This window comes from Microbacterium sp. NPDC019599 (assembly GCF_040632175.1).
Classification (GTDB): domain Bacteria; phylum Actinomycetota; class Actinomycetes; order Actinomycetales; family Microbacteriaceae; genus Microbacterium.
This window is the reverse complement of record NZ_JBEYBL010000003.1, coordinates 438406-464804: the sequence shown is the minus strand read 5'-3', so window position 1 is coordinate 464804 and position 26399 is coordinate 438406. Positions and strand designations below refer to the sequence as shown.

At 69.2% G+C, this 26399-nt stretch carries 23 protein-coding genes; 10 read left to right on the top strand and 13 right to left on the bottom strand.

From position 1 onward, the window contains the following. Positions 1-5 precede the first annotated feature (5 nt). The 5 genes from ABZ477_RS08775 to ABZ477_RS08755 all read right to left on the bottom strand — a co-directional run bounded on the left by ABZ477_RS08775 (position 6) and on the right by ABZ477_RS08755 (position 5488). Positions 6-1133, bottom strand: coding sequence for a glycosyltransferase (locus tag ABZ477_RS08775; RefSeq protein WP_360130997.1), 1128 nt, complete (start codon positions 1131-1133; stop codon positions 6-8). An 18-nt stretch (positions 1134-1151) separates the two neighbouring features. Continuing rightward, positions 1152-2525 (bottom strand): AAA family ATPase, encoded by a 1374-nt coding sequence (locus ABZ477_RS08770; RefSeq protein WP_360130994.1) that lies wholly within the window; start codon positions 2523-2525, stop codon positions 1152-1154. 151 nt (positions 2526-2676) lie between these two features. Beyond that, positions 2677-3555, bottom strand: a complete 879-nt coding sequence (locus ABZ477_RS08765) for an alpha/beta hydrolase (RefSeq protein WP_360130991.1) — start codon at positions 3553-3555, stop codon at positions 2677-2679. Beyond that, complete coding sequence (locus ABZ477_RS08760) at positions 3552-4583, bottom strand: glycosyl transferase (protein WP_360130989.1); 1032 nt, start codon at positions 4581-4583, stop codon at positions 3552-3554. The genes ABZ477_RS08765 and ABZ477_RS08760 overlap by 4 nt, the downstream gene beginning before the upstream one ends. Continuing rightward, on the bottom strand, positions 4580-5488 hold the full coding sequence (locus ABZ477_RS08755; protein ID WP_360130986.1) for a hypothetical protein: 909 nt from the start codon (positions 5486-5488) through the stop codon (positions 4580-4582). The genes ABZ477_RS08760 and ABZ477_RS08755 overlap by 4 nt, the downstream gene beginning before the upstream one ends. Before the next feature lie 396 nt (positions 5489-5884). Here ABZ477_RS08755 and ABZ477_RS08750 point away from each other — a divergent pair, with 396 nt between their 5' ends. From ABZ477_RS08750 to ABZ477_RS08725, 6 genes are read left to right on the top strand one after another with little or no spacing between them, the layout of a single operon-like run. Further along, positions 5885-6982 carry a Gfo/Idh/MocA family oxidoreductase gene (locus tag ABZ477_RS08750; protein ID WP_360130983.1) on the top strand — a complete coding sequence of 366 codons (1098 nt, stop codon included), beginning with the start codon at positions 5885-5887 and terminating at the stop codon, positions 6980-6982. Continuing rightward, on the top strand, positions 6979-7881 hold the full coding sequence (locus ABZ477_RS08745; protein ID WP_360130980.1) for a hypothetical protein: 903 nt from the start codon (positions 6979-6981) through the stop codon (positions 7879-7881). Before ABZ477_RS08750 ends, ABZ477_RS08745 begins: the two co-directional genes overlap by 4 nt. A 15-nt stretch (positions 7882-7896) precedes the next feature. Beyond that, positions 7897-8883, top strand: coding sequence for a glycosyltransferase (locus ABZ477_RS08740; RefSeq protein ID WP_360130977.1), 987 nt, complete (start codon positions 7897-7899; stop codon positions 8881-8883). After that, entirely contained in the window at positions 8880-9992 is a 1113-nt protein-coding gene (locus tag ABZ477_RS08735; protein ID WP_360130974.1) for a hypothetical protein, read from the top strand. Before ABZ477_RS08740 ends, ABZ477_RS08735 begins: the two co-directional genes overlap by 4 nt. Further along, the gene (locus ABZ477_RS08730; protein WP_360130971.1) at positions 9992-11047 is read left to right on the top strand and encodes a glycosyltransferase family 4 protein; all 1056 of its coding nucleotides are present in this window, start codon (positions 9992-9994) and stop codon (positions 11045-11047) included. Before ABZ477_RS08735 ends, ABZ477_RS08730 begins: the two co-directional genes overlap by 1 nt. 16 nt (positions 11048-11063) lie before the next feature. Next, a complete protein-coding gene (locus ABZ477_RS08725) occupies positions 11064-12035 on the top strand; it encodes a glycosyltransferase (RefSeq protein WP_360130968.1) in 972 nt (323 codons plus the stop codon). 33 nt (positions 12036-12068) lie between these two features. Here the strand turns inward: ABZ477_RS08725 and ABZ477_RS08720 are convergent, their stop codons facing one another. Next, complete coding sequence (locus ABZ477_RS08720) at positions 12069-13151, bottom strand: polysaccharide pyruvyl transferase family protein (protein ID WP_360130966.1); 1083 nt, start codon at positions 13149-13151, stop codon at positions 12069-12071. Positions 13152-13467: 316 nt separating this feature from the next. On the opposite strand from ABZ477_RS08720, the gene ABZ477_RS08715 reads away from it, so the two are divergent. After that, positions 13468-14970, top strand: a complete 1503-nt coding sequence (locus ABZ477_RS08715) for a sugar transferase (RefSeq protein WP_360130963.1) — start codon at positions 13468-13470, stop codon at positions 14968-14970. Between the two features lie 18 nt (positions 14971-14988). On the opposite strand, the gene ABZ477_RS08710 is transcribed toward ABZ477_RS08715, so the two are convergent. From ABZ477_RS08710 to ABZ477_RS08685, 6 genes are all read right to left on the bottom strand, one after another. Next, positions 14989-15198 (bottom strand): hypothetical protein, encoded by a 210-nt coding sequence (locus ABZ477_RS08710; protein WP_360130960.1) that lies wholly within the window; start codon positions 15196-15198, stop codon positions 14989-14991. Positions 15199-15278: 80 nt separating this feature from the next. Next, positions 15279-16286: an acyltransferase family protein gene (locus tag ABZ477_RS08705; protein WP_360130957.1), complete on the bottom strand. Its 1008-nt coding sequence runs from the start codon at positions 16284-16286 to the stop codon at positions 15279-15281. Further along, complete coding sequence (locus tag ABZ477_RS08700) at positions 16279-17406, bottom strand: acyltransferase family protein (RefSeq protein ID WP_360130954.1); 1128 nt, start codon at positions 17404-17406, stop codon at positions 16279-16281. The genes ABZ477_RS08705 and ABZ477_RS08700 overlap by 8 nt, the downstream gene beginning before the upstream one ends. After that, positions 17373-18677 carry a polysaccharide pyruvyl transferase family protein gene (locus tag ABZ477_RS08695; RefSeq protein WP_360130951.1) on the bottom strand — a complete coding sequence of 435 codons (1305 nt, stop codon included), beginning with the start codon at positions 18675-18677 and terminating at the stop codon, positions 17373-17375. The genes ABZ477_RS08700 and ABZ477_RS08695 overlap by 34 nt, the downstream gene beginning before the upstream one ends. After that, positions 18677-20191 (bottom strand): lipopolysaccharide biosynthesis protein, encoded by a 1515-nt coding sequence (locus tag ABZ477_RS08690; RefSeq protein ID WP_360130948.1) that lies wholly within the window; start codon positions 20189-20191, stop codon positions 18677-18679. The genes ABZ477_RS08695 and ABZ477_RS08690 overlap by 1 nt, the downstream gene beginning before the upstream one ends. Before the next feature lie 125 nt (positions 20192-20316). Then, positions 20317-21768: a hypothetical protein gene (locus ABZ477_RS08685; RefSeq protein WP_360130945.1), complete on the bottom strand. Its 1452-nt coding sequence runs from the start codon at positions 21766-21768 to the stop codon at positions 20317-20319. A 339-nt stretch (positions 21769-22107) separates the two neighbouring features. Here ABZ477_RS08685 and ABZ477_RS08680 point away from each other — a divergent pair, with 339 nt between their 5' ends. The 3 genes from ABZ477_RS08680 to ABZ477_RS08670 all read left to right on the top strand — a co-directional run bounded on the left by ABZ477_RS08680 (position 22108) and on the right by ABZ477_RS08670 (position 25191). Beyond that, positions 22108-23205, top strand: coding sequence for an acyltransferase (locus ABZ477_RS08680; RefSeq protein ID WP_360130942.1), 1098 nt, complete (start codon positions 22108-22110; stop codon positions 23203-23205). Between the two features lie 23 nt (positions 23206-23228). After that, positions 23229-24539, top strand: a complete 1311-nt coding sequence (locus tag ABZ477_RS08675) for a UDP-glucose/GDP-mannose dehydrogenase family protein (RefSeq protein WP_360130939.1) — start codon at positions 23229-23231, stop codon at positions 24537-24539. An 85-nt stretch (positions 24540-24624) separates the two neighbouring features. Continuing rightward, entirely contained in the window at positions 24625-25191 is a 567-nt protein-coding gene (locus ABZ477_RS08670) for a cell wall protein (protein ID WP_360130936.1), read from the top strand. Between the two features lie 8 nt (positions 25192-25199). On the opposite strand, the gene ABZ477_RS08665 is transcribed toward ABZ477_RS08670, so the two are convergent. Then, entirely contained in the window at positions 25200-25913 is a 714-nt protein-coding gene (locus ABZ477_RS08665; protein WP_360131093.1) for an endonuclease/exonuclease/phosphatase family protein, read from the bottom strand. Between the last annotated feature and the right edge of the window lie 486 nt (positions 25914-26399).

Here is a 26399-nt window from a genome sequence, read left to right as displayed (position 1 = left end):
CGCGACTACTCCGTCGGACCGATCCTAGCTCTCGGCGTGCCCGCGTTCCTCGTGGCGAGCGCCTTGTCCATCGAGCGCAGGAGCAGCCGCCCGCTGTGCTCTCGGGAGAATCGTCGCGCCCAGCCGCTGACGTAGCGCGGCGAGCTCCTCCGAGCGCGGCGGATCGCCGCGGCGAGATCCTCCTTCGTCCCCACGAACGCCAGCTCTCCCGTCACGGTCGGCACGAGGGCATCGGCGACGCCGTACGAATTGGAGACCGCCACGCTCGGGATGCCGCCGAGTGCGGCCTCGACGAGGACGTTGCCGAATCCCTCGCGGTAGGACGGAAGGACCGCGACGCTGTTCGCCGGCGACTGAGACACCCAGTCGTGCGTCCATCCCCCCATCGCCAGGGGAACATCCGCCGCGCGGGCGGCCGCCTCGAGCTCCACGATGCCCTGGCCCTGGCCGAAGCAGAGCAGCCGCGCGTCGGTGCCCTCGGAGCGAAGCTGGGCGACTGCCGCGACCGCGAGGTCGGGCCGCTTCTGCGGCACGACGCGCATCGGAAGGACGACGTGCAGCGTGTCGTCGTCCGCGCCCGCACTGGGCCGAGCCCACCCCTCGGCGACGCGCTCCTCGGCGGAGCGGGCCGCGGGGTTCGGGACGATGACGATCCGGTCGCCCGGGACGCGGAACTCGCTGACGAGCTCGGCCGCCACGGCGTGGGACACGGCGATCACGGCATCCGCACGGCGATAGAGCCGCTTGGCCAGCCACAGCTTCGCCCGCTCGGCCGCGCTCGACGGCTCGTGCTCGCGCGTCGTGATGTTCCGCTCGCTCACGAGCAGGGCGGGCCGGTCGCGCCGGTCGCGTACCGCCGCGATCGCGACGAGGTTCGGCAGGCTCTGCAGCGCGACGACGACGTCAGCGGGCTCGCCCGCGAGGACGCGGCGCAGCGCACGGACGGTGCCGAACGCCGAGCGGCCCCCGAGCGAGCTCACCCGCAGCGGCGACCCGCTGTCAGGGGGGCTCGACGGATCGGTCGTGAAGACGCGCACCTCGTGGCCGTTCGCCTGGAGCCACTCGGCCCAGGTCCGCCCGACGAACTCCGCTCCCCCTCCGGTGAGGCTGGTGGTGACGACGACGACGCGCATATCGCGTTCGAGCCCCGCCTAGCCGGCCGCGACGGGCCGCAGGTCGCGGTAGAGCGACGTGGAGGCGTCCGCATCGACTCCGGCGACCGGCGCGTCCATCACGACGATGCCCAGGACCTCGGCGTCGACCGCCGCGAGCGAGGATGCCGCAGCTTCGAGCTCCGATCCCGTCACGCGGCCGGCCGACACGGCGACGATGGTCGAGTCCGCAGCCGTCACGGCGAAGATCGCGTCACTCAGCGGCAGCGCGGGGGCCACGTCGAGGAAGATCATCTCGTACGACCCGCGCAGCTCCTTGAGGATCCCCTCGAGCGCGCTGCCCGACATGAGCTCGGCAGGACTGTCGAGCGTCGCGCCCGCCGGAAGCACCGGCATCCCGCCGATCGACGCCGACAGCGCTTGTGCGACGGTCGCCTCCCCGCGGATGCACTCTGCCAGTCCGGGGCCTCCGGTCACCCCGAGCGAGGACGAGATCGTGCCGGAGCGGAGGTTCGCGTCGACGAGCACGACGCGCGCGCCGAACTCGTGCATCGCGAGCGCGAGGTTCGCGGTGAGGGCGGAGGTCGTGTCGCGCGGGGTCGCGGGCACGACGGCGATCGTGCCCAGACGCGCACCGGGGGTGTGTCCGAGCGTCGCGGCGATCGTGCGATAGGACTCGGCGGCGCGGCTCAGCGGCTGGTCCACGAGGACGGTCACCGAAGTGTCGGGCGACGCCGGGACGCTGCCGATGACGCGGCGACGGGCCGTCGTGCGGGAGGTGTTGACGGAGTCGGCGCTGTGGATCCGACGGTCGGATGCCGCGGCGATCGCGATCCAGATGACGCCCAGCGCAAGGCCCACGGCCAGTCCGACAGCCGTAGTCACCAGAACGCTCGCCGAGGAGGGGGTCGTCGGCAGGGTCGGCTCCTCGAGCATCTCGATGCGCACCGAGGGAACTCCGCCGGCGGTCGGCGTCTCGAGCTCGATCACGACGTTCGAGAACGACTCCACGACTGTCTCAGTGAGGGTGAGGGCGTCTTCGGGGTTCTCCGCGCTCGCCGAGATCTGCATCACGGGAGTGTTGAGCGGGACCGAGACCGCGATCTCGCTCGCCAGCTCTTCCGTGGTCATGTCGAGCCCGAGCGTGTCGATGACGTCGCCCAGCACGCGCGGCGAGAGCGCGACCTCCTGGTAGGCGTAGACCTTCTGGATGGCGAAGTTGTTGGCCTGGACCAGCTCGGCCGAACCGGCACCGGCCGGTGCGTCGTAGGCGACGATCATCTGCGCCGACGACGTGTACGTCGGCGCAGCGAAGACGCCGACGAGGCCGCCGACGATGCCTCCTGTGACCGTGAGGGTGAGGACCACCCACCACCATTTGGCGATTGCGCGGATGACTGTTGTGGAACTCATGCGGTAGTCCGATCGTCAATTGGCTGATCAGCGTGGAGAACGTTCGGACGACGAGCCGCAATCGGACGCCGCGCCGATTGCGTGCTGAACACTTGGAAACCTACCCACACGATGTTGCGTCCGTGTTGCGAGGGATGAGCAGTTTGTGACTTCATGACGACGAGTTGGTGACGAGGAACGCGGCGATCGCCGTTCGCGTGCTGTTGTCGATCAGCTGAAGGCCGTGCTTGGCACCGTCGACGACGATGAGCTCGTGGGGCACGCCGGCGGCCTCCAGGGCCGCGGCCAGCTCCTCGGCCTGCTCGATCGGGATCAGCTCGTCGGAGCCGTGGATGAGCAGCGTGGGGGGCAGATCGGCGGCGCCGGTCACGGGCGAGGCGTCGACCGCGACAGGACACGCGTCGATGGTCTGGCACCCGAGGTAGGCGAGGACGACGGCCTCGAGCTCCTCGGCCGGCGTGCCCATCTGGGCGGCCTCGGCTGTCAGATCCCCGGCTGCCGACAGCGCGACGACGGAGTCGACCGGGGTGGCGGTCGACGCGAGCGCCTCCGCCGTGCTCAGCGCGATGATCGCGCCCGCGGAGCTGCCGATCAGCGATACCGAGCCGTCGAGCCCGAAGCGCTCGACCTGCTCCGGCTCCCGCAGCCATGAGACGGCGCCCGACACATCCTCGACCTGTGCCGGGTAGGCGTCGGGCACGAGCCGGTAGTCGACCGCGAAGGCCGCGAACCCGAGCCCGGCCAGCAGCCGGCAGGCGCTCGTCATGGTGGTCCGGTCTCCCGCCTCGAAGGCTCCGCCGTGGACGAGCACGACCGCCCGGTGGGGGCCGTCCTCTTCCGGTACGCACGCGTCGAGCTCGAGCCGCTGCCCGCCCGCCTCGCGATACACGATCCCGCGCTCGACGCCGTCCGGCGTGCTCGAGCTTCCGGCGCCGCCGCCCGCACCGCACCCGGTCAGCACGACGACCGCCGTCAGCAGCGCCGCGACGCCGGACCCGAGTGCGCCGAGGCGTGTGGTCCGCGCCCTCATCCGGTCGCCCGCCCGCCGCGCACCGTCCCGATCGCGTCGCGATAGACGGCGCGGTGCAGCCGGCCGACCTCACTCCAGTCCCGACCCTCGAGGCGAGGCGCAGCGTCCGCATCGATCGATGCGACGGCCTCGATCGCGGCCGACAGAACCTCGTCGGTGAGCGGCCCGTCGTACTCCATGACCCAGCCCGGCCCCACCTCTGCCGAGAGTGCCGAGTTCGACGGCGTGCGCGGCACGAGGATCGGACGATCCAGCGACAGCGCGACGAGCGCAGCCCCGGAGTTGTGCATCTCGGCGTACGGGAGCACGACGAGGCTCGCCGCGCTGATCTCCCTCACAAGCTCATCATCGTCGACGAACGCCAGGCGCGCCGACACGACCTCGGACGCGTCCGCCTTGGCCTGGATGGTGTCTGCGAGCTCCGGCGACGGCGATCCCACGATCCGAAGCCGGCTTCCGGGCCTCGGGCGCTCCGTGAAGACGTCGATGAGCCGCTCCACCCCCTTGTACGGGCGGATGATGCCGAAGTACAGCACGAGGCCCGGTTCGCGCGGCTGCCGCGGGTGCGCGGCGAATCGATCGCGATAGTGCCCATGGAGGATCGTGACGGCATCCATCCACGGCTCGACCTCCGTCGTGGGGTTGAGTCGGATGAACGTCGTCGTCTCGCGATCGACCTTCTCCAGCAGCCGCTGCTCGGCGGTGCTGCCCAGCTCATGTGGGTGCAGGTTGTGGACCGTGCGCACGATCGGGACCCGGCGCAGCCGCGCCAGCAGCAGCGTCGCGCGCATCGCCTGACGTTTGGCGACACGCTTGCGCGGATTGCGATCGCGCACCAGGAACTCCGGCCAGTGCAGGTGGAGCACGTCGTATCCGCCGGTGAGCGCGCGCTTCCACGAGAAGTAGGAGACGTCGACGTCAGGCTGCGCGCTCTCGGTCATCTGATCGACGTACTTGGTGGTGCCGTCCGGCGGGGCCAGGGAGTGCAGCACCCTGACGCGATCGCCCACGGTCGCCTTGGTCGTCATGCCGTGCACCCTTCCGCCAGCCCGACGAGGTCCGTCGGGTTCTCATCGGGCTGGATCACCGTCACTTCATGCCCCGAGGATTCGAGCGAGGCGACGAGCGTCGCCGCATCGGCCTGGACGAGGACCGGAGCGCCGGAGTCGGGAGACACGACGCGATACGACGTCGCGGTGGGCAAGGCCTCGACGAGGGCCAGCGGCAGCTGATCGGAGTCGGGGACGGCGCCCCACGCGCGCAGGATCTCGCTCTCGATCGCCGGATCGGCCTGGCCGTGCGCCATGAGGTCGGACTGCGGGCTGAGTCCCAGCCAGCACGCGGGCACGGTGCCCTCCGATCGCGCGATCGCGGCGATGCTCGTCGCGGCCCCCGTTCCTTCGGCCACGACGATGGTGGGCGATGTCGGTGCGAGCGTCGCGGCCCACTCAAGGAGCGCACGCGTCGCGGCGGAGGAGTCCGGCGAACCCCACTGCGCGCCCGAGCCCTCGACCGCGGCGAGCGCCCAGCCCGCCTCCTTCAGAGCGACCGCGGAGGGCGATGCCAGCGCGGTGGCAGCATCCGCCGTCCTGTCCGGGAAGTACAGCGCGAGGCCCGTCGCCTCGCCGCCTGCCGGCAGCTCGAGCAGCATCGTCTGCCCGAGAGCCGTCGTGGACAGCGACGTCTGGATCGTCGGCGTGGGCGTCGGCGTCGGCGTCGATTCGCCGGCCCTCGGCGACGGCGCGGTGATCTGCGCCTCGGAAGGCGCCTGACCCAGGAGTCCGACTGCGGCGGTCGTGCCCGCGATGACAGCCACGGCCACAACCGTCGCGACGACGATCCGAGCCGCCTTCCGGTTGCCTGCTGGTCTCCTTCGAGGGGCGGCGACGAGGTATCCCTCGGCCTTCGATCGGGCGTTCTTGGGGTGGGGCATGTCTGGCACCGTAGCCGGGGTACGTGAAGGGTCTGTTTCTCGAATGTAACCAAACGACCGACGGCCCGGGACGCTCACGGGGACGCCGACAGGGCTCCAGATCACGGGATGTGTCGCCTTCGTAAACTCCGCGTAAAGCCGCCTTGTGGCCCGGAGAGCCCGCGCTACTGTGTGGCGAGAGGCCGCAGACGTCCATCGACCCGTGTACCGGAGTCGTTTCAGGACGCATGCAGCCGTGTGCGCGAAGACCGCCTCCTCACGACGAGATGGCCCCTGTCGGCCAGGTGTGGCACCGCGCGATCGTCCCCTTCTGAGGGCAGCTCCTCGATCCTCGGCGACCACACCCCAGCGACGGTGCTGGTGCCGATTCAAAGCGCCGAGACGAGGTACTGCCAAATGATAAGAGTCGCTGTCGTGGGACTGGGCAAGATGGGGATGTCCCATCTGTCGATGATCCGCGCACATCCGATGGTGAGCGTCGAGGCGGTCGTCGACTCGACCACGTACATCCTCGACGTGCTCTCGAAGTACACGGGCGTCCGCACGTTCGGGTCGCTCGACGACGCGATGGACGCCGTCGAGCTCGACGCGGTCATCATCGCGACGCCGACGAGGTTCCACGCGTCGATGGTCCGCTCGGCGATCGAGCGCGGCCTTGCGGTCTTCTGCGAGAAGCCCCTGAGCCTGTCGTCGAACGACTCCCGCGAGCTCGGCGATCTCGCCGAGGCGAAGGGCGTCGTCACGCAGGTCGGATATCACAACCGCTTCGTGGGCGCGTTCCGCGAGGTCAAGTCGCTCCTGGATGCCGGCGCCATCGGCCGAGTGACGCATGCGCTGGTCGAGGCCTACGGCCCCGTCGTGCTGCGCCCCAAGGGATCGACCTGGCGGAGCCAGAAGTCGGAGGGAGGCGGTTGCCTCTACGACTACGCCGCCCACCCGCTCGACCTGCTCACGTGGTACCTGGGCGGACCCCAGGGAGTCGGCGGAACGGTCCTCGGCAGCGTGTTCTCGGAGAACACCGACGACGAGGTCTTCAGCACGCTCTACTACGAGGACGGGCTGAGCGCGCAGGTGTCGGTGAACTGGTCCGACGAGTCGTACCGCAAGATGACGACCCAGGTCACCCTGACGGGCACGGCCGGCAAGATCAAGGCCGACCGTCAGGAGTGCCAGGTCTATCTCCGTGACACCGCCCCGCCCCTCGAGGGCTATCGGCCCGGCTGGAACGTCAAGTACACGACCGAGCTGACCGACTCGCAGTGGTTCTACCTCCGCGGCGAGGAGTACAGCGCACAGCTCGACCACTTCGTCAAGCGCGTCGAGAGCGGTGCGACGGCGGGCGAGAACCAGTTCTCGAGCGCCGCGGTCACCGATCGAGTGCTCGAGCTGATGACGATCGACGCCGCGGCCGGGCCCGCGACGCTGGACGAGACGGCGGTGCGCGCAGAACCGGCCGCACCGGCTAAGCGCGGCCTGCTGAGGAGGCGAGCATGAGCACCACCAAGACGATGGACCGACTGCTGTTCGGAGACAACCAGTTCTTCGGCGTCAACCACATGTCGGAGGAGAAGGCGCGCGCTCAGGCGATGCGCTTCCAGGACCTCTCGGCGATCATCTCCGTGCTCGACGATGCCTACGACGAGGGCATCACGACGTTCATGTGCACGACGCACTCGAGGATCGCGGAGATCGCAGATCACGTGCGAGCCAACCCGGATCGCTACAAGGACTTCACCTTCTACCCGGGCATGCCGTACGCGCACAAGTACGCGGACGCCGTGACCGAGTACGGCATGGTCGGCGCGGTGCGCAAGTTCCTTCCCGAGGAGGGAATGGTCAATGCGATGATGCGCGGCGGGATGTCGATCGCCAAGAAGGACATCGAGGGCATCATCACTCTGCTCATCGATGCCGAGATGGCGATGTTCCGCGGCCTGTCGACGCCGGTGATCTGGCTGCAGAACGTCGTGGTCGACCTCCTGCTGGGGCTCGGCTTCACCGATGCGTTCACGATCTTCGCGCGCCACGTCAAGGAGCGCTACAACGCGGAACCCGGCTTCATCACGATGAACCTCCCGATGCTCCTCGACACGCTCGAGACCGCCGGCATCGAGAACCCCATCGTCTGCTCCAACATCAACAAGATCGGGTTCCGCATGTCGGGCGGGATCGACGCCTACCTCGAGGCGCTCGAGACGCGGCGCTTCCGCGCCGTCGCGATGTCGGTGTTCGCGTCGGGCGCGATCGCGCCGCGCGAGGCGATCCAGTGGATCAGCGAGCAGCCGAACATCGAGTCGATCGTCTTCGGCGCCTCGAGCCGGGGGAACATCCGCTCCACGAAGGCTCTCGTGGACGAGTTCTTCGCGGCGCGCGTCCCCGAGCTGGCCCGGTGAGAAGGCGCACCGGCGATGAGCGAATCGAATCCCCTTGAGATCCGCGGAGCCGGCGGCAAGTCGGTCCTCGTGTGCTCCACGGGCGGCCACCTGTCAGAGCTCCTGCGCGTCGAGTCGCGGCTCGGCATCCACGAAGACTCCCTGTGGGTGACGTTCGACACTCCGCAGAGCAGGCAGGAGCTGGAGGGACGACGGGTCCACCACCTTCCCTACGTCGGAGCCCGCGATCCCCTGAGCGTGCTCAAGGTGGGGCCGGTCGTCCGCTCGCTCGTGCGGAGCGAGCAGTTCTCGGCCGCGATCAGCACGGGCTCGTCGATCGCCCTGACGGCCCTGGCCGCCTGCGCGATGTCGGGCATCCCGAGCACGTTCATCGAGAGCGTGTGCCGCGTGCACGGACCGTCGACGACGGGCCGCCTCATGCAGCGCATCCCGGGACTGGACCTGCGGACGCAGCACGCCCGTTGGGCGGGCGGGCGGTGGAAGCCGTACCCGAGCGTCCTCGAGGACTTCCAGAGCGAGACGGTGCTCCCCGCGCAGGAGCCGCTGCGCATCTTCGTCACGCTCGGCACCTTCCAGGGCTACCGGTTCGATTCGGTCATCGACGCGTTCCTCGCGACGGGGCTGGCCAACGCCGACACCGTGTGGCAGCTGGGTGACACGTCTCGCGACGACAGGCTCCCCGGCACCGTGCACGACTACATGAGCCCGGCGGACTTCGCCCAGGCTGCTGCCGAGGCGGATGTCGTCGTCGCGCACGCGGGGGTGGGGACGCTCCTCGAGCTCCTCGGGATGGGGATCTATCCGGTCCAGGTCGTGCGCCGCGCCGCACGCAAGGAGCACGTCGACGACCACCAGACCGAGATCGCCGAGTACGTCAACGCGACGGGGATCGGCATCGCAGTCGACGGACCGGATCTCACGGCCGATGTCATCCGATATGCGGCTCAGCGCCGGATCGTCGACGGCAAGGCCGTGCGCAACACGGTCGGATACAGGGGATGAGCAGCGCAGTGACTTCAGGACGCGACGTCTTCGCCGTGGGGCGCGGACAATACGAGAACATCGGCGACATCATCCTCCGGCGACCCCTGCTGAACTGGGCGCGCGAGGCCGGCCGCCTCCACATCTACGTCGGAGAGTCGCCCGACGGGTATGACGAGGGTCTCGGGATCGGCGAGGGCGACGAAGTGCACCGCAGCTTCGCGACGTGGTACGCCGAGCTCGTCAAGTCGGCCGCGAAAGGTCGGGCGAGCTCGATCTACAAGCCGGGCGAAGTCCAGCTGACGCTCGCCGGCATGAAGGAGCACGTGGCGATGCTCCCCGCAGTGAGCCTCGTGCGCCTCCGGGGCGGGAAGGTCGGCCGAGTCGGCGCCGGATCGCGCAATTTCGCGCCGATCCCCCGCGCGATCATGTGGCCGTCGAATGCCCTGAGCAACTACACGCGCTGGCGAGACGTCCGCACTGCTGACTACCTCGGCTTCGGCCCCGCGATGCCCGATCTGGGCTTCGCGGAGGGCCTGGACGAGGCGGCGATCCGTGCGGCGATGCTCGACGACAGCCGCAACGTCTTCGCGATCTCCCTCCGCGAGGATGTCGAGGTCGCCCCTCGGCCCTACCCCGACGAGACGTGGCTTCGCGGCGTGCGGTCGTTCATCGAGGAGTCCGGCCTCGAGCCGTGGGTCGTGACGCAGGTCTCGGTCGACAACGACCGCTCTCGCCGCCTCGCCGCCGACCTCGGCGCCGACCTCCTGGAGTGGCCGGTGCTGTCCGGCCACCGGGAGCAGGAGGACCGGCTGCGCGCGCTCTACCGGCGAGCTCAGGTGGTCGCGAGCGATCGCCTGCACGTCATCATCGCCGCCTACACGGAGGGCGCCGCACCGGTCGGCCTGCAGCTCGACGACTCCGACAAGATCTCGAGGCACTTCGACACGATCGGGGTCGAGGACGTCGGACTCAACACGACGGGACTCTCCTCCGACGACATCCGCGCGGCTCTCGCGAAGGCGTCCGCAAGCCGCGAGGAGATGCTCGAGCACCTGCTCCCGGCTCGCGCACGCCTCACGCAGGTGCGATCCGACGTCGTCGCGCTGCTCTCGGGGAGTGACGCCTGATGGCAGCTGCTACGCGCCCGACGGTCTACCACGTCGGACGAGCAGGCGACATTCCCGGCGGCATGACCCAGGTCGTCAACGCCTATCTGCGCTGGCCCTTCCCGAACGTGACGGTGGACGTCATCCCGTCGCGCGGGGATCCGGGAGACCACGTCGCGTCGGCGAAGCGTCTGGTCGGCGCCCTGCGCAGGATCAGGGCGATCCGCAGGTCGCGCGAGCGCGCGGTCATCGTCGTGCATCTCTCGGAGCGCGGCTCGTTCATCCGCGAGGGACTGGTCGCCCGCTACGCGCGCCGCTGCGGCCTCCCCGTCATCGCGCACCTGCACGGCAGCGAGTTCGCGGCGTACGAGCGGACGAGTCCCGACCGCGTCGGCAAGGTCCTCAAGGCATCGACCCGCGTCATCACCCTCTCCGAGGAGACGAGCGAGATCTGCCGGCGCCACGTCAGCGCCGACATCGTCACGCTGGTCCCGAACGCGATCCCCCCGGGGCGACCCGTCGAGAAGACCCGCACGGTCGTCTTCGGCGGGGTCGTCTCGCACCGCAAGGGCATCGACGTGCTGCAGGCGGCCTGGCGCGAGCAGGAGCGCAACGGCTGGAAGCTCATCGTCGCCGGCCCGCTGCGCGAAGCCGAGCTGGTCGACAGCGGTCTTCCGGATGCCGAGTTCCGAGGCAGCCTCGAGCACGACGCGCTCATGGCGCTTCTCGACGAGGCCGCGGTCGCGGTCCTGCCGTCGCGCGACGAGGCCATGCCGATGTTCATCCTCGAGGCGATGGCGCGCAGAGCCTGCGTCATCTCCACGACGGTGGGCGGCATCGGTCCGGTCCTGTCCGACGATTGCGGCGTGCTGGTCGCACCGGGATCGGTGCGGGAGCTGTCGGCGGCATTGGGGCGCGTCATGCGTGACGACGCGGAGCGGGAGCGCATCGCTCAGCGCGGACTCGATCGATTCGAGTCGCGATTCTCGGCCACCGCCGTCTTCCCGGTCGTGGAGGAGATCTGGCTCGACGCCCTCGAGCCGAGGCGCAGGCCCGAGACCGTATCCACCACCTGAAAGGCCGGGCATGCCGATGAGCAACCCGATCGTGAGCGTCGTGATCCCGGCTTACAACGTCGCGGAGTTCCTCGGTTCCGCCGTGGATCAGCTCGTCGCGCAGACACTCGACGACATCGAGATCATCATCGTCGACGACGGGTCGACGGACGGCAGCGCTGAGCTGGCCCTCGAGCTGGCCGCGGCCGAACCCCGAGTGCGCGTCGTGATCCAGCCCGAGAACGCCGGCGTCGCCCGCGCGCGTCGACGCGCCACCCAGGAGGCCCGAGGGGAGTACCTCTGGTTCGTGGATGCCGATGACGCGTGGCCCGAGACGGCGCTGGAACAGCTGGTCGCCCGCGCTCGGCAGGGCGATCTCGATGTCACCGTCGCCGGTGCGACCTTCGTCTACGGAGGAGGCGCCTCGACGAGACCGCTCAGGGCCCCCGCCTCGCCCGACGTCGACGGACGCGACGCCTTCCAGATGCTGCTCACCGGCGGGATCACCGGCCATCTGTGGAACAAGCTCTTCCGTCGCGAACTCATGGCCCGGTGCACGTTCGCCCCGGCGCGGGTCCAGTCCGACTTGATCATGGTGGCGGACGCCCTCTCACGGGCCGGGCGAGTCGGCTTCCTCGATCGGTCCGTGTACGACTACCGGCTTCGGTCCGGGTCGATCATCACGTCGAACTCGCGGCGGGCGGAGTCCCTCGCGATCATCGATGCGGCCGTCGCCGAGAACGTCGAGCGACTCGGGCTCGCCGACAGCCCCGACTACCGGTACTTCCGAGCGCGCTACGTCCATCTCTCGGGCATCAAAGATGCGCTCGTCGCCTCGTACGACCGGCAGGAGCGCGCCGAGCTGCTCAAGAGCTGTCGTGAAGCCCTCTCGCTGTCCGATGTCTGGCGCTTCGCCCGCGACCGCGACTTCAAGCGGTTCACGCTCGCTGCGACGGCCAAGACGAGCGTCAGAGCGCACCACGCGATCCTCCGGGCCGCGGACCGCTGACACGGGTCCGCGCCACGGGCGACGGCCGTGCCGCTACCGGGTGCGGCCCTTGCGCGATGCGACCGTCCGCAGCCGGTCGGTCAGCGCTGCGAGCTGCGACCGCGTCTCGGCGATCGCCGCCATGATCTCCGGGCGGCGGCCGAGGGCGCCCTGGACGGCCGCGAGCACCTCATCGCGATCCGACAGGCCGCGCGGGATGCTGGTCCCGGTGATGCCGGCGCCCTCGAGGGTGCGCGTCACCTTGTCCAGCGGGCCCGCGCTGAGGGCGATGGGAACAGCCCCCTCCGTCGCCGCGATCACGACCGCGTGGAGGCGGTCGCTCAGGATCACGGCGCTCTCGCGATAGACCGCCCTCAGCCGCTCCTCCTGGCGCGCGTGGTTGTCGTCGAGCCAGGTCAGCGCCTCGCAGCCCAGCTGATCGGCGAGCTCCTTGGCCAGGGGTCCGTCCCGCTCGATCTGGGCGACCACGATCGGCTCCAGACCGAGCTGCTCGGCCACCCAGCTGATCGTCTGGACCCATTCGGCCGTCGGCTTCTCGCGCGGCGCGTGACTGAGCCCCTGCCGGTAGGCGATCGCGAGACGCGGCCGCGGCCGGTCTGCGTCGAGCAGCAGTTCATCGGGCGAGCCGAGGGCGAAGGCCCAATCGGGGGTGACCTTGCCGAAGCCCATGATCTCGCGGCTCATCGAGTCGCGCCACGACACCATGTGGCACAGCCTCAGGATCGCCGCGATCGGATACCGCCAGCCGGCCGATTCGCGGACGCCCACACCCAGCTGGACCGCGACGCCCCCGCGCAAGCGGTTCACGGCGAGCAGGGGCGCGATGCGGAAGTAGCGCTTCGCGAATGCGGCACGCACCTCGGCCTCGCCGGTGTCGAACGCGTAGATGCCGTCCCCGTTCAGCAGCTGCCGCGACACGGCGCGGCGCCACTCCTTGGAGTCGCGCACGGGGGTGTCGTCGGGGTGCAGGCCCAGGCCGCTGATGTAGTCGTCGGACTTGTCCCCGACGTAGACGCGCAAGGGGGCGATGGTTCGCAGGTGGTCGAGGAATCCTCGACGCAGCACGGTGTCGCCGACGTTGTCGTACTGCCCCACCGCGGACACGAGGATGGTCATGCGAGCCCTTTCAGTTCCCGAGCAATCCATTCGGCGCTCTGTCGGGACCCTACTGAAGCGATGTTGCGCGGTGGTTACCGGCATACTCCAGACGAGCACCCGTTGCCGCGCTGTCTCGAGTGTGACAGACCCGAACCTGCCCGCGACCCCGTCGGACTCGCTGTTGCCCCGTTCGTAACAGCGTCGTAACCACGAGTTGGCACGGAGCGACCAAGATGGCTGATGACCGTCCCTCGGGCGCGACGGAGAGCAACACTCTCGTCGCGCTCTCCTGCCGTTTCCGAGACCGCGATTCCGCCTCGGAGGTGTTCATCGGATGGCAGCGACCGTTGCACTAGACGACGATCGGGGTGCGATCCCCTCACCGCTGCGCGCCGCAGCGGCGACACGGCCCCTTCGCTGGGAGCGCCGGTATGCACGTGCGCTCGTCGTGTCGGACGTCGTCCTCACGACCTTCGCTCTCGCGGTGGTGACCTTCCTCGTCCCGCACCCGTGGACGCTGCGTGTCGACGAAGCGCCGAGCGACGTGACGATCTGGGTCGTCATCGCCGCGATCGCGATCGCGATCTGGCTTCTGCTGTCGCTCTCGGGCAGCCGCAGCGCGCGCGTCGTGGGCGTCGGCAGCCAGGAGTACCGGGCGATCGTCCAATCGACGTTCCTGGCGTTCACGACGGCCGCACTGGTGGCCTATGTCTTCCAGCTGACGGGCCTCCACTTCGTCCTCGCCTTCGGCCTGTGCGCGACGATCGGCGTCCTGGTCCTCAGCCGCTGGGTGTGGCGCAAGTGGCTCGTCGCTCAGCGGAAGGCCGGCCGGATGTCGAACCGCGTGCTCCTCGTGGGCTCGGAGGAGTCGATCGCCTCGACCGCGCGCGACCTCCGCAAGACGCCTGCAGCAGGCCTCTACGTCGTCGGGGCCTGCACGTCGTCCGGTCGCGTGGCGGATCACATACCCGGGACGGACATCGCCGTCTCCGGATCGGTGTCGAACGTGATCCATGCGCTCACGCGCGTCGATGCGGACACCGTGCTCATCACGAGCGCCAACGAGCTGAGCACCGAAACGGTCCGCTCGCTGAGCTGGCAGCTCGAGCCGGGTCAGCAGCACCTCATCGTGGCGCCGAGCCTCACCGACATCGGCGGCCCGCGCCTGCACACCCGCCCCGTCTCGGGTCTCCCGCTCGTGCATGTGGAGACGCCGCGATACGCGGGCGGAAAGCTCTACGCGAAGCGCACGTTCGACATCTTCGCCAGTGGAGCCCTCATCCTCCTGCTCGCACCCGTCCTGCTCGTCGTCGCGGCCGCCGTGAAGGTCTCAAGCCCCGGAGGCGTCCTCTTCCGTCAGGAGCGCATCGGCCTGCGCGGCGAGAAGTTCTCCATGCTCAAGTTCCGCTCGATGTACATCGACGCCGAGGCACGCCTGGAAGAACTGTCCAAGTCGGCGGACCGCGACCGTGGGAACGACATCCTGTTCAAGATGCGGGACGACCCCCGCGTCACGAACGTGGGGAAGGTCCTGCGCCGGTTCAGCCTCGACGAGCTCCCGCAGCTGTTCAACGTCTTCCTCGGTGACATGGCCCTCGTCGGGCCGCGGCCGCCGCTCGAGCGCGAAGTCCGTCAGTACGCGGACACGGTCCACCGCCGGTTCCTCGTCAAGCCCGGCGTGACGGGTCTCTGGCAGGTGAGCGGGCGCAGCGACCTCGACTGGGATGAGACGGTCCGTCTCGACCTCTTCTACGTCGAGAACTGGACCCTCACCGGCGACCTGACCATCCTCCTCAAGACGGTCAAGGCCGTCTTGAAGAGCGAAGGGGCGTACTGAGTAAGACCCCGGCGACCCTCAGGCCGATATGACGTCGGACTGAGGGGCTGTCTGTTCCGCGGCACCGACCTGGTCGCGCACGGCTTCCTCGCGACGGAAGGCCGCAAGCTCTCGCTCGTGCTCTGCGGCGACGGCCACGCGGCCGAAGATGTAGCCGCCGACGACGGCGCAGACGGTCCAGACGGCCAGGACGCAGCCGACGATGACCAACACGGTCACAACGTCCATGAGAGACTCCCCGATGAGTCGATTCCGACACGGTCGATGCCGGGTCCGAAGGGAGCACACCCCGACGTCAAGGAGAGACTTTACTCGGTGCGCAGCCGCAGCTCCAGACGACGCCGGATCGGCTTCGGGAGGTTGTACACGCCGCCCAGCGGGCCGAGGAGGGCATTCAGGCCCAGCGACAGGCCGATGGCGACGGCCGTGAACAGGACGGCTGCGACGACGGCCGACGTGACGCCGGCCGGCACGAGAGGAACCAGCACCGCCAGCAGCATCGCGTGCGTGACGTAGATCGGAAGAGTCCTGCGGCCGACGCCGATGAAGGGTGCGGCGAGCCACCGCACGCGAGCGATCATCGCCGCGATGACGATGCAGGCCGCGACGCAGACCACCGACAGGCACACTCGGGCCGGGCCGGCGAGGGAGTCCGGGAGCAGCCCGAACAGCAGGATTCCGGCAGGGATCGCCAGCAGGGCTGCCACAAGCAGCCGGAGATCCGCCCGCGCGGCAAGGGACTTCCACGCATCGCTCAACCGCGCACCCAGGAGGAAGAACAGCAGATACAGCGCGATGGAGCGCCAGACCGGATTCCCGCCGGTGGGGATCAGATCGTAGGCGGCGAGGCCCGAGATCACCGCCGCGACGCCGAGCGGGAGCCAGACCGGCAGGCGACGGGTGAGCCTGCCGATGACGATGTAGAGGATGAGCGCGAAGAGGAACCAGAGGCCGTTCGTCGGCCACAGGGGTGACAGCAGGAACGCCTGCCACGGCTCGACGTCCCCGAGCGGCCACGGCACGAGGCTGAACCAGATCGCGCGGAGCAGCATCCACAGGAAGTAGACGTAGACCAGCAGCGCAAGGCGCGACGCCCACAGCGCGCGCCACGACCTCTGGATCGCGCGCGCGGCGAAGATGCCCGCGACGAGGAAGAACAACGGCATGCGGATGGCCGTGAGATACAGGTTCGCGGTGTCGAGCCAGCCGAGCTCCCACCCGCCCACCTCCATGAGCTGGAGCGTGTGGGCGAGCACGACGAGCATCATCGCGCCGCCACGCGCGACATCGGCCCAGCCCAGCCGCGGCTCAGCCACGCGGATCGTCCCCGACCTGTTCAGCGGGGGTCCGAGTCGGCCGAGCGCCGTCCGCGGGGACCGCGGGCTTCGTCCGGGATCGGAACGGGTACACGAACAGCCACGAGATGCGGGTCAGGTAGCGCGTGATGACGATCGAGAGCAGGATGACCGCCGTCGTCAGCAGCGTTATGAGGATCAGTCCGCGTCCGGGCAGGATCGCGTCGAGCTGCGGGAAGAGGGCGAGCGGGGCCACCAGCAGCGCGATCACGTAGATGTGGACGAGGTAGATGTTGAGCGTGCGGACACCGATGTAGTTGATCCACGAGAGCGGTCTGAGCCGAACGAGGTAGAACGCGAGCGCGAAGCCGGCGCTGACGGCCGCGACCTGGCCGACGAGCGCGACACCGGGGATGCGGATGACGGCCGGGACGATCACGATGACCGCCGAGATCGCGATGAACCCGAGCACGATGGCGATCGCGGACCTCGGGCGCACCTTCTCGACGGTGTCGTAGATCCGGCGGTGGAAATACGCGCCGATGACGAAGAACAGCAGGTACTCGGTCATCCGGTTGATGCCGACGTTGCGAGCGTCCAGGAGCCCCGACGAGGAGAGGACCGACAGCACGCCCGCCAGCGCGAGCAGCACCCACGGCGGCGCTTTGCGGAAGAGCCAAACGACCACCGTGAAGAGGAACAGCGCGTAGATGAACCAGTACGAGCTGATCGGCCAGACCAGGATGAGAAGCAGGGCCAGCGGATCCGAGGCCGCGCCGCCGGCGCCGTCGGAGCGCACGTTGGGTGCGACGGCGTAGAAGAGGAATCGGATGACCGACCACAGGACGTACAGATAGAGATACTGGCGCAGTCGTCGGCGCCACAGATCCGCGAAGGACCAGCTGCCGACCCGCGACTGGAACAGGCCGGAGATGAGGAAGAAGGCCGGCATCGGGAAGAGCTCGAGAACGAACTTGAGTCGCCCCGTGCCCGCTGACGCCATGTCTATCGAGTTCAGGAAAAGGGTCGTGTGATACGCGACGATCAGGATGATCGCCGCCCCCTTCGCGAAGTCGACCCACTCTCGTCGGCCGACCTCGGCGCGGATCAGCCCGCCGACGCGTCGCTTCGTGTCGCCCATGCCGGCGCCCCCTGTTCATTGACGGCGCGACGTGACGTGGACACGTCTCCCAATGCGCCGATTCTTTCGATGTTGGCTCGAGCAGCTGCCCGCGCCCGTTCCGCGCCCCGCGACACGAGGTCACGCGGTCCCTGTCCGTCGAGTGCCGTCTCGGCGACGGACACGATGGTCTCCGACATGCCGGCTCGAGGCGTGACACACAGCTCCGGCCACTCGAAGAGCCTCATGAGGCCCTCCACCTTCCCCTGCGATGCGAGCGTGATCGCCGGCGTCCCTCTCGACAGCGACATGACGGCAAGGTGCATGCGTCCCGTGATCGCGAGGCTCGCGTCGGCGGCGAGGGCCCGGATGACGGACGGTGCAAGGGTCTCCTCGACGAGCGTGACGCCCTGCGGACCGGTCGCCTCGAAGACGGCTCGGCACGCCGCGAGATCGTCCGCGCTGCTCCGCACGACATGCGGGAGGAGCACGACATGCAGCCCGCGCGCACGGAGCCAGTCCGCGACGGCCGCATACTCCGGCACCTGATCCACCTTGCGCGCGATGAGCCCGCTCGCGTTGACCAGGGCATACGGACGGGGCAGATCCCGCAGCGGTGAGGAGGGACGGAGGATGCGGTCGTCGGTGAAGACGATGTCGGCAGTCTCGACGACGCCCTCGATGCCGGCATCCCGTACCCGTGCCGCCGATGCCGGATCGCGCAGCATCAGACGCACTCCCGAAGCGCCGGCGCGGCGCAGCGCGGCCCACGCGGGCCGCGGTGCCGCGCCGTTCCAGCTGAAGCCCACCACGGTGGTGTCGAACCCGCGGGAGGCGGCGGCTTCGGCCAGGCTCGCGCGGCGCAGAGACGGGCGCAGGACGTAGACGCCGTCCATGATGTCCGCGCCGACGATGGAGACCGTCGCCGCGCCGTTGAGGAGCGCGCCCAGCTCGCGGACGTCGGCGTAATGCCCGGCGCCGTCCCCGTAGAGCAGGTTCGGCAGCGCGGCCAGGCGGACGTTCCCGGACAGATCCTCGGGCAGCACGAAGTCGTCGGGATTCCGCGTCACGACGATGACGGGACGGTCCGCCGCCGCGACGAACGCCTCGACCATCGCCTGATCGCCGATGTTGCCCGCGCCGGGAGGTGCGATGAGCACGTGGTGCGATGCGCCGGGCACGGGGGCCGCGGCCACGAGCGCTCGGCGGAATCGCCTGGCGCTCCATCCGGTGCGGTCGATGACCTCGCGCGGCACGCGGCGCAGCCGCCGCCACAGTCGACGCAGTTTCATCATCGCTCCTCTTGGGTGGTCGTGGTCGGGTCGGGCGCCGCCGCAGGGGTGCGACGGAAGTAGCGCCGAGCAGAGGCCATCGCGAGCACATCCCGGCGATAGGGCGGGAAGACGAGCGCGACGATCGCGAGCGCTGCCAGGAGGGTCACGAACCCGACGACGAGCCGCACGATGGCCTGCTCTTCGGGGATCGCGATGGTCGATGCGAACGAGACAGCCGCGGCGATCCCGTAGACGACGAGGGTTCGCAGGGAGCCGAGGAAGAGCCTCAGCGCCGGTGCGATGGATCCGCGGACGATCCAGAACGAGCCGATCGGCCACAGCAGCGCGTTGCCGACGGCGAACGCGATCGCGACCCCCTGGACACCCCAGATCGCGCCGACGACGATGAGCCCGATCACGAGCGGCCGCGACACGATCGTGTAGGTCAGGTACCGCTTCATCAGCCCTTGCGAGAGCACCACCCAGTAGGTCGCGTACGCGGCCGCCTGGAAGAAGCCGGCGATCGCGAGCACCTGGAAGATCGGAACGGACGGCGCCCACTGCGGTCCCAGCGAGATCGAGATGACGGCCGGAGCCTGCGCGATGCTGAAGGCGAGGATCAGGCTCACGAGGTTCAGGAGGATCGTCTGTCCGAACAGGATGAACTCGGCGTACCTCTTGGGCTGGTCCTGCAGTCGGGCGAGCGTCGGGAGCGCGACCCTGGTCGACGGCGCGTTCACCTGATTGAGCGGCAGCAGCATGAGCTGGAACGCCCGGTTGTAGTAGCCGAGGCTCTGCGCGCCGAACATGCGACCGATGACGAGCGAGTCCACATTGCGGCTGGCGTAGACCAGGAGCTGAGCCGTCACGAGGCCTCCGCCGAAGGTCAGGAGCGAGCGCATCGGCTCACCGCGCCGTGGAAGCCCCGGCAGCCAGCGTGCGAGGAACGGCAGGATGACGACCTGGAGGAACGCCTGGATGACCTGCTGCGCGACCAGAGCCCAATAGCCCCAACCCCAGAGCGCCAGCATGAGGGCGATGCCGAGCGCGCAGGCCTGAGCGAAGATCTCGACGCCCGCGAGCTGCCCGAATCGGAACCGGCGGTTGAGGTCGGCGCGGAACTGCGTCGCGATTCCGTTGAACAGGAATGTGGGCGCCAGAGCGAGCGTGACCCCGAGGAGGCGCGGGTCGCCGTAGAAGTCCGCGATCGGCACGGCGAGCGCCGCGACGATGGTCGTGAGCACGGCGCCGATTCCGACGTTGATCCAGAAGAGGTTCGTGCGCTGACCGACCGAGAGCGTCTTGGCCTGGATGGCTGCGCTCGACAGGCCGAAGTCCCTCAGGATCTCGCCGACTCCGATGATGGCGAGGACCATCGCGGTGACGCCGTAGTCCGTGGGCGAGAGGAGGCGAGCCAGCAGGACGATCCCCGCGAGCTGCAATGTGACGCGCAGGATCTGGCCGACGAGGGTGACCGCGGCACCGCGCGACGCGATCTTCCCGAGCCCGCGCTTCGGCTGCACCGACGTCATGCGGCGCACGCTCCTCGAGGAAGCGCGCCGCGGCGCGGGGCCCGCCGGAAGGCAAGGTCGAAGGAGGTCACGTCAGTCCTTTCGATCTGTCGGGGCGCCCCACCGTCGGGACTGGCGTGCGATGGTCAGATGGTGGCGCGGATCCTCGGCTCGCTCGCCTTCGCCTGCGCGAAGGCGGGCATCGGCTTCGGTGCGTCGGCGAAGGACGCGGCGCCGTGCGTGGCGATGATGACGAGGAAGCCCAGAATGACGTGCATCGCGCGGACGGCGTCGAGGGAGTTGAAGCCCGAGATCGCCACGACGTAGGCGATGATCGCCAGGACGATCCCGAGGTTGCCTCGCACCCATGCCTGCCACATGAGCGACGCCATCAGGAGGAGGAAGAGCAGGAGGCCGGGGATGCCGACGCTGATCAGGAGCTGGAGCATCGAGTTCTCGATGATGATGTCGTCGAACAGGCGCCCGGTCACACCGGAGGTGCCGGGGCCCGTGCCGAGCCAGCCCGAGACCTGCGATGCCTGCAGCGCGACCTCGATCGCGCGGTCGCGCACACCCGCCGACAGCTGCGACTCGATCGAGCCCGCACGTTGGACGAGGGGCCCGAAGTTCAGGACCAGCACGCCGCCGACAACGGTGATGCCGAGCAGCTGGAGCCAGCGGGTGACGTTCTTCCAGCCGATGAAGACGGGACCGATCAGCAGTGCGAAACCCACCGCGACGCCGATCGCGGCGATGGCTCCGCGAGACACGGTCATCACGACGCCTGCCGCCGCCAACGCTCCGCAGACCAGCGCCCAGCGCCGGCCCGAGACGAGCCACGTGCCGATCCCGAGGGCGGCGGGGATCGTGAGGAACGCCGAGGCGAAGAGCGGGTGGGAGAACGCGGCACGCGCACGGTAGACCGAGAACATGAAGTCGTCGCCGCCGCCTACGAGGAGCCCGTAGATCGGGGAGGTGCCGAGCGTCCCCTCCACCAGGAGGTAGCCGCCGACGATCGCACCGAGGACGAGGAACACCCGCGCGAGCAATCGGGCCTCTGCTCGAGCATCGAACACGAGCAGCGGCAGGAGCACGCTCACGACGAAGCTGAGCGTCCAGCCGAGAGTCGTCTCGCTGATGCCGCCGAGGACCGTGCTGATCCCCAGCCAGACTGCGAGCAGTCCGGCGGTCGCGTAGACGGCGAAGCGCGGGCCCATGCGATCGTGATCCGGGAGCGGGGCCTCGTCACCAGGCGGGCGCTGGCCGAGCACGAAGCGACGGAACACCCAGATGCCCATGAGGATCGCAAGAGGCGGGAGCGCGTTGAACGGTCCGTCGTTCGGGATGAGCCGCGTCGGCACGAGCGCCAGCACGGCCAGCGCGAGGGCCGGAAGCGTGTGAACGGGCAGCGCGAACGCCAGGACGCCCACCACGGCGAGCACGGGAAGGGCGACCGCGAGTTCGATCGACGGCTCGGCGACCGCGAGCAGGGCGGCGGTCGTCAAGGCTGCGAGCACGAGTGCCGCGAGAACCGCGCCGAGGATCTGGAGCCGTCCCCGCGCGCTGCGTCGCACAACGAGATGGCCCTTGGCCGTCATACCTCTGCGGCTCCTCGGCTCCGGGCGAGTGGCGGCCGGAGGTGGTGCTTCGTGTGCATGGCCATGACGCTATCCCCCTCACATGAAGACTCTGTTTCGTACCAATTAATCCTGGCCGTCGATCTGGACCGCCCCTCGGCACGCTCTGGGCTTCGTCGACGCGACTCCGCCGTCCGAGGGGATTTCAAGTCTGTTAATTGTTGGTGAAACGGCGCCTGCGCCGCCGTCGCGCTCCGTAATCTCGGCCTCGAGAGTTGTTGCGCCGATGGGGTCACGGGACTCCCCGCGCGAACGAATCATCGGATTCGCGCGGGAACTGATCCGAACCCTGGATGGGCCATGACCTCTGACGCATTTCCGAGAATCACGAGCGGCAGGCTCGGGTGGGCGGATTTCGCGCGCGGTGCGGCCATCGTCTGCGTGGTCTACTTCCACGCGACGCTGTTCCTCGGCACGGTCGGAATCGACCAGACGCTCGGGCGCGTGAAGCTCGCGCTCGAGCTCTTCCCGCTCCCTGCGTTCTTCTTGATCGCCGGCATCTTCAGCGCGCGCAGCATCCTGGACGGCTCTTTCCGCGACCTCGTGCTCAAGCGGCTGCTCCCACTCGGCTACGTCTACGTCCTGTGGTCCGTGCTGCGCTTCGCCCTGTTCGCGGCGTTCCCCGCGCTCCCCTCCCGCGAGACCGACATCGCGCCGACCGACCCGATGTCCCTCGTTCTGCTGCCGGCGCTTCCCGCGAGCCTGTACTGGTTCCTGTACGCGCTCCTGCTGTTCACGATCGTGATGAGACTCGTCCGTCGACTTCGTCGGTGGATCGTCCTGACCGCCGCGGCGGTCCTGTCGACGCTGTTCACGACGGGCGTCGTCAATACCTCGACGATCGCGTGGGACCGGATCGGCGCCCTCCTCTTCTTCTTCGCTGCTGGGGTCCTCATGAGCCGCGAGATCATCGCCGCCATGAGTCGCGCCCGGGCACATCACCTCGTCTTCGCGGTGGCCGGCTATGCAGCGATCGTCGCGGTGCTGTTCTTCTTCCGCGGGGCGTCACGCGTGCCGTTCGTCGTGCTGGCGGGTCAGTGCCTCGCCGTCGCTGCGGCACTGCTCATCTCGAGACAGCTCGTCAAGGTGCCGATGCTGGGCTTCGTGTCGTCGATCGGCCGTACGTCGCTGCCGATCTATCTCGTTCACATCCTCGTCATCCCGCCGATCGCGTACGCACTGGGACTCGTCGACCCCGACTGGCCCGCCGTGGTCAACATCACCGTCACGGTCGCGGTGACGACCGTCGCCCTGCTCGCCGGCTACGGTCTCCAGGCACTCGCCTTCCGAGCACCCTGGCTTCTCGCCCCCATCCTCCGAGTCCGCTCCCGCGGTCGTCCCGATGCACAATCGGAACGGCACCCGACGAGATCGACCGCTCGATACCGGCAGAATTGAGAACGTTGAGAACGAGGAGACCCATGAAACTCTCTGTCATCGGATGCGGCTACCTCGGCGCGGTGCACGCCGCTGCCATGGCGTCGATCGGACACGAGGTCGTCGGCATCGATGTCGACGAGAGCAAGATCGCGACACTCTCGAAGGGCCTCGCGCCGTTCTTCGAGCCCGGATTGCAGGAGATCCTCGAAGAGGGCATCGCGTCGGGCCGCCTGAGCTTCACGACCGACATGTCCGCGGCATCCGGCGCCAAGGTCCACTTCATCGGCGTCGGCACGCCTCAGCAGAAGGACGGGTACGCCGCCGACCTCACGTACGTCAACGCCGCGGTCGACGGGCTCCTCCCGTACCTCGCTCCGGGCGACATCGTGGCGGGCAAGTCGACGGTCCCCGTCGGGACGGCCGCGAACCTCGCCGAGCGCGTGACCCCGACCGGCGCGACGCTCGTGTGGAACCCCGAGTTCCTCCGCGAGGGCTTCGCCGTCCAGGACACGGTCGACCCCGACCGTCTCGTCGCGGGCGTCCCCGCCGGCGAGGAGGGCGAGACCGCCGCCGACATCCTGCGCGAGGTCTACCACCCGTCCGTCGCGAAGAACACGCCCTTCATCGTCACCGACTACGCGACGGCCGAGCTCGTTAAGGTCTCGGCGAACGCGTTCCTGGCGACCAAGATCTCGTTCATCAACGCGATGGCCGAGATCGCGGAGGTCACGGGTGCCGACGTCACGCAGCTCGCGGATGCGATCGGGCACGACGCGCGCATCGGACGCCGCTTCCTCGGCGCCGGCATCGGCTTCGGCGGCGGCTGCCTCCCGAAGGACATCCGCGCGTTCTCGGCCCGGGCCGAGGAGCTCGGCCGCGGCGAGTCCGTCAACTTCCTCCGCGAGGTCGACGCCATCAACCTGCGCCGTCGCGACCGGGCAGTCGAGCTCGTCGTCGACGCGCTGGGGGGCACGGTCTTCGAGAAGAAGGTCGCCGTCCTCGGCGCGGCGTTCAAGCCGCACAGCGACGACATCCGCGACTCCCCCGCACTCGACGTCGCCGTGCGTCTCAAGGGTCTCGGCGCCGACGTCGTCGTGACCGACCCGGCCGCGATCGAGAACGCCAAGCGCGTGCACCCGCAGCTGACGTACAACGAGGATCTCGACGAGACGCTCCGCGATGCGGACGCCGTCATCGTCGTGACCGAGTGGGACGAGTGGCGCCGCGAGCTCGCCCCCGAGCACGCCGCCTCGCTCGTCGCGAACACGATCGTCGTCGACGGCCGCAACTGCCTCGACGCCGCCGCATGGCGCGACGCCGGCTGGACCTACTTCGGAATGGGCCGCCCCTAGCTCCGTTCTTCGGGCAGCACTCGACCGCACCGCTTCCGGCAGGCGATTGGCGGGCGACTGCGCACGCCGTAGACTCGGCCGCAGCATGTCTCGTGCCCTTCGCAGCGTCGTATCGGCGACGGTTCTCGCCGCCGCCGTCCTCGTCGTGTCCGCTCTCCTCCACATCGCAGCGCCGACCGCGCGCGCCGACACGATCTACCCTCCGTCGGGCTCGTGCACGACGAGTCCCGCGACGATCGCGCCCGGCGGCACGCTGAGCTTCCAATGCGCCGCCGCCACGTTCTCGGCCGACGAGGATGTCACGATCACGGTGACCGGCGAGAACGGCGGGGGCGCCGTCATCGGCATGATCAAGCTCGCGATCTCGACCGCGAGCGGCCACGCGACGTCCGCGGCCGACGGATCGCTCCCCGCCGTGGACATCACCTTCCCCACGGACGCGCGGGGCACCTACAACATCGAGGCCATCTCGCCCACCTCGGCCGGTGGGACCGCCGCCGTCACCGTCACGAACCCTGACGGCTCCCTGCCGATCACGGGCCTGGACTCGGGCACCCTGACGGGTTTGTGGATCGGCGGTGCGCTGCTGCTCCTCGCAGGCGCGGCGCTGGCCGTCGTCGCCGTCATCCGGCGCCGGCGCGGATCGGCCTGACCGACCCGTCAGGCGACGTCGATCTCGGCTTCCTCGCCCGCCGCCTTGGCCTTCGGCGTGGGGTTCGCCGTCACGAGGATCGGCAGGTGGTCGGAGAGGCCCTGCGGAAGGGTCGTGACCTTGTCGATCGAGAAGCCGACCGAGGTCGCGAAGTCGTAGTGACCGCGGAAGAAGCGGTAGCGCGTGTACGTGTGCGCGTCGCTGAGCGTCAGCTCGTACCCGTGCTCGCGCACCTTCTGCCCGAGGTTCTCCTTGAAGACGGGGTAGTTGTAGTCGCCCACCATGAGGATCGGGAGAGCCTCGCCGAGTCCGCCGAGCTCCGTCAGCGCCGTGCGGATCTGATGCCGTCGCAGCGAGTTGAGCGCCGTGAGCGGAGCGGCGTGGAACGACGCCACGATGAACTCGCGATTGTGGTCGATGTCGTACAGCCGGACGCCCAGCATCCGCTCTTCGGCGGGCTTGAGCACGCGATCGTGGAGCGACTTCTTGAGCGCCATCGACCGCACCTCCTGGGCACGGTAAGTGTTGTCGCGATAGTAGACGGCCAGGCCGAGCCGGTTGCGCTGCGTCGAGTCGGCCAGCCGCAGGCCCGAGATCGACTCGGGGATGTCGGTCGTGTCGGCCTCCTGAAGGCACAGCACGTCGACACCGTGCCGCTCGACGAGGGCCGCGAGTTCGCGCGCGGCCCTGTGCTTGCGGAGGTTGTACGAGATGAGCTTCAGCATGCTCGTTCCAGATTAGGACGACGGCGTTGCCTGCGGGTGTCCTCTTGACGAAGCGCTGAGGTGTTCACCACGAACCCCCAGGATTCGGTGCGCTGCGGCGAACAGGCCTGCGCAGAGTGGACTGCGATTGCGCATTGCGGCGCGGTCCATCCTCGTCGCGACAGCGGTCTGCGATAGTCGCACCACAGCGCCGGACTTCGGCACTCGCAGACCCGATCTCGCGAGCGCCGGCTGGGGGCCCGTCGCTGGACCGGGGCCCGGGCACTCGCCGGCGTCCCTTCGCACAGCGTCTCGCCGCGCTTTCGAGCATCGTCGCTGGGGGTTCAGGAGCTTGTCATGGGGGGCTCGCGGCCCGGTGCCGCGCGATGACGAAGGGGCGGATGCTGTGCCGCTCGCAGGCTTTCGGGCTGGAGGCGGCCGCGGCGATCGTGGGGGCGATCATCGCTGGGCCGCGCGGGCGCCCCAGGCGTACTTGGGAACGTC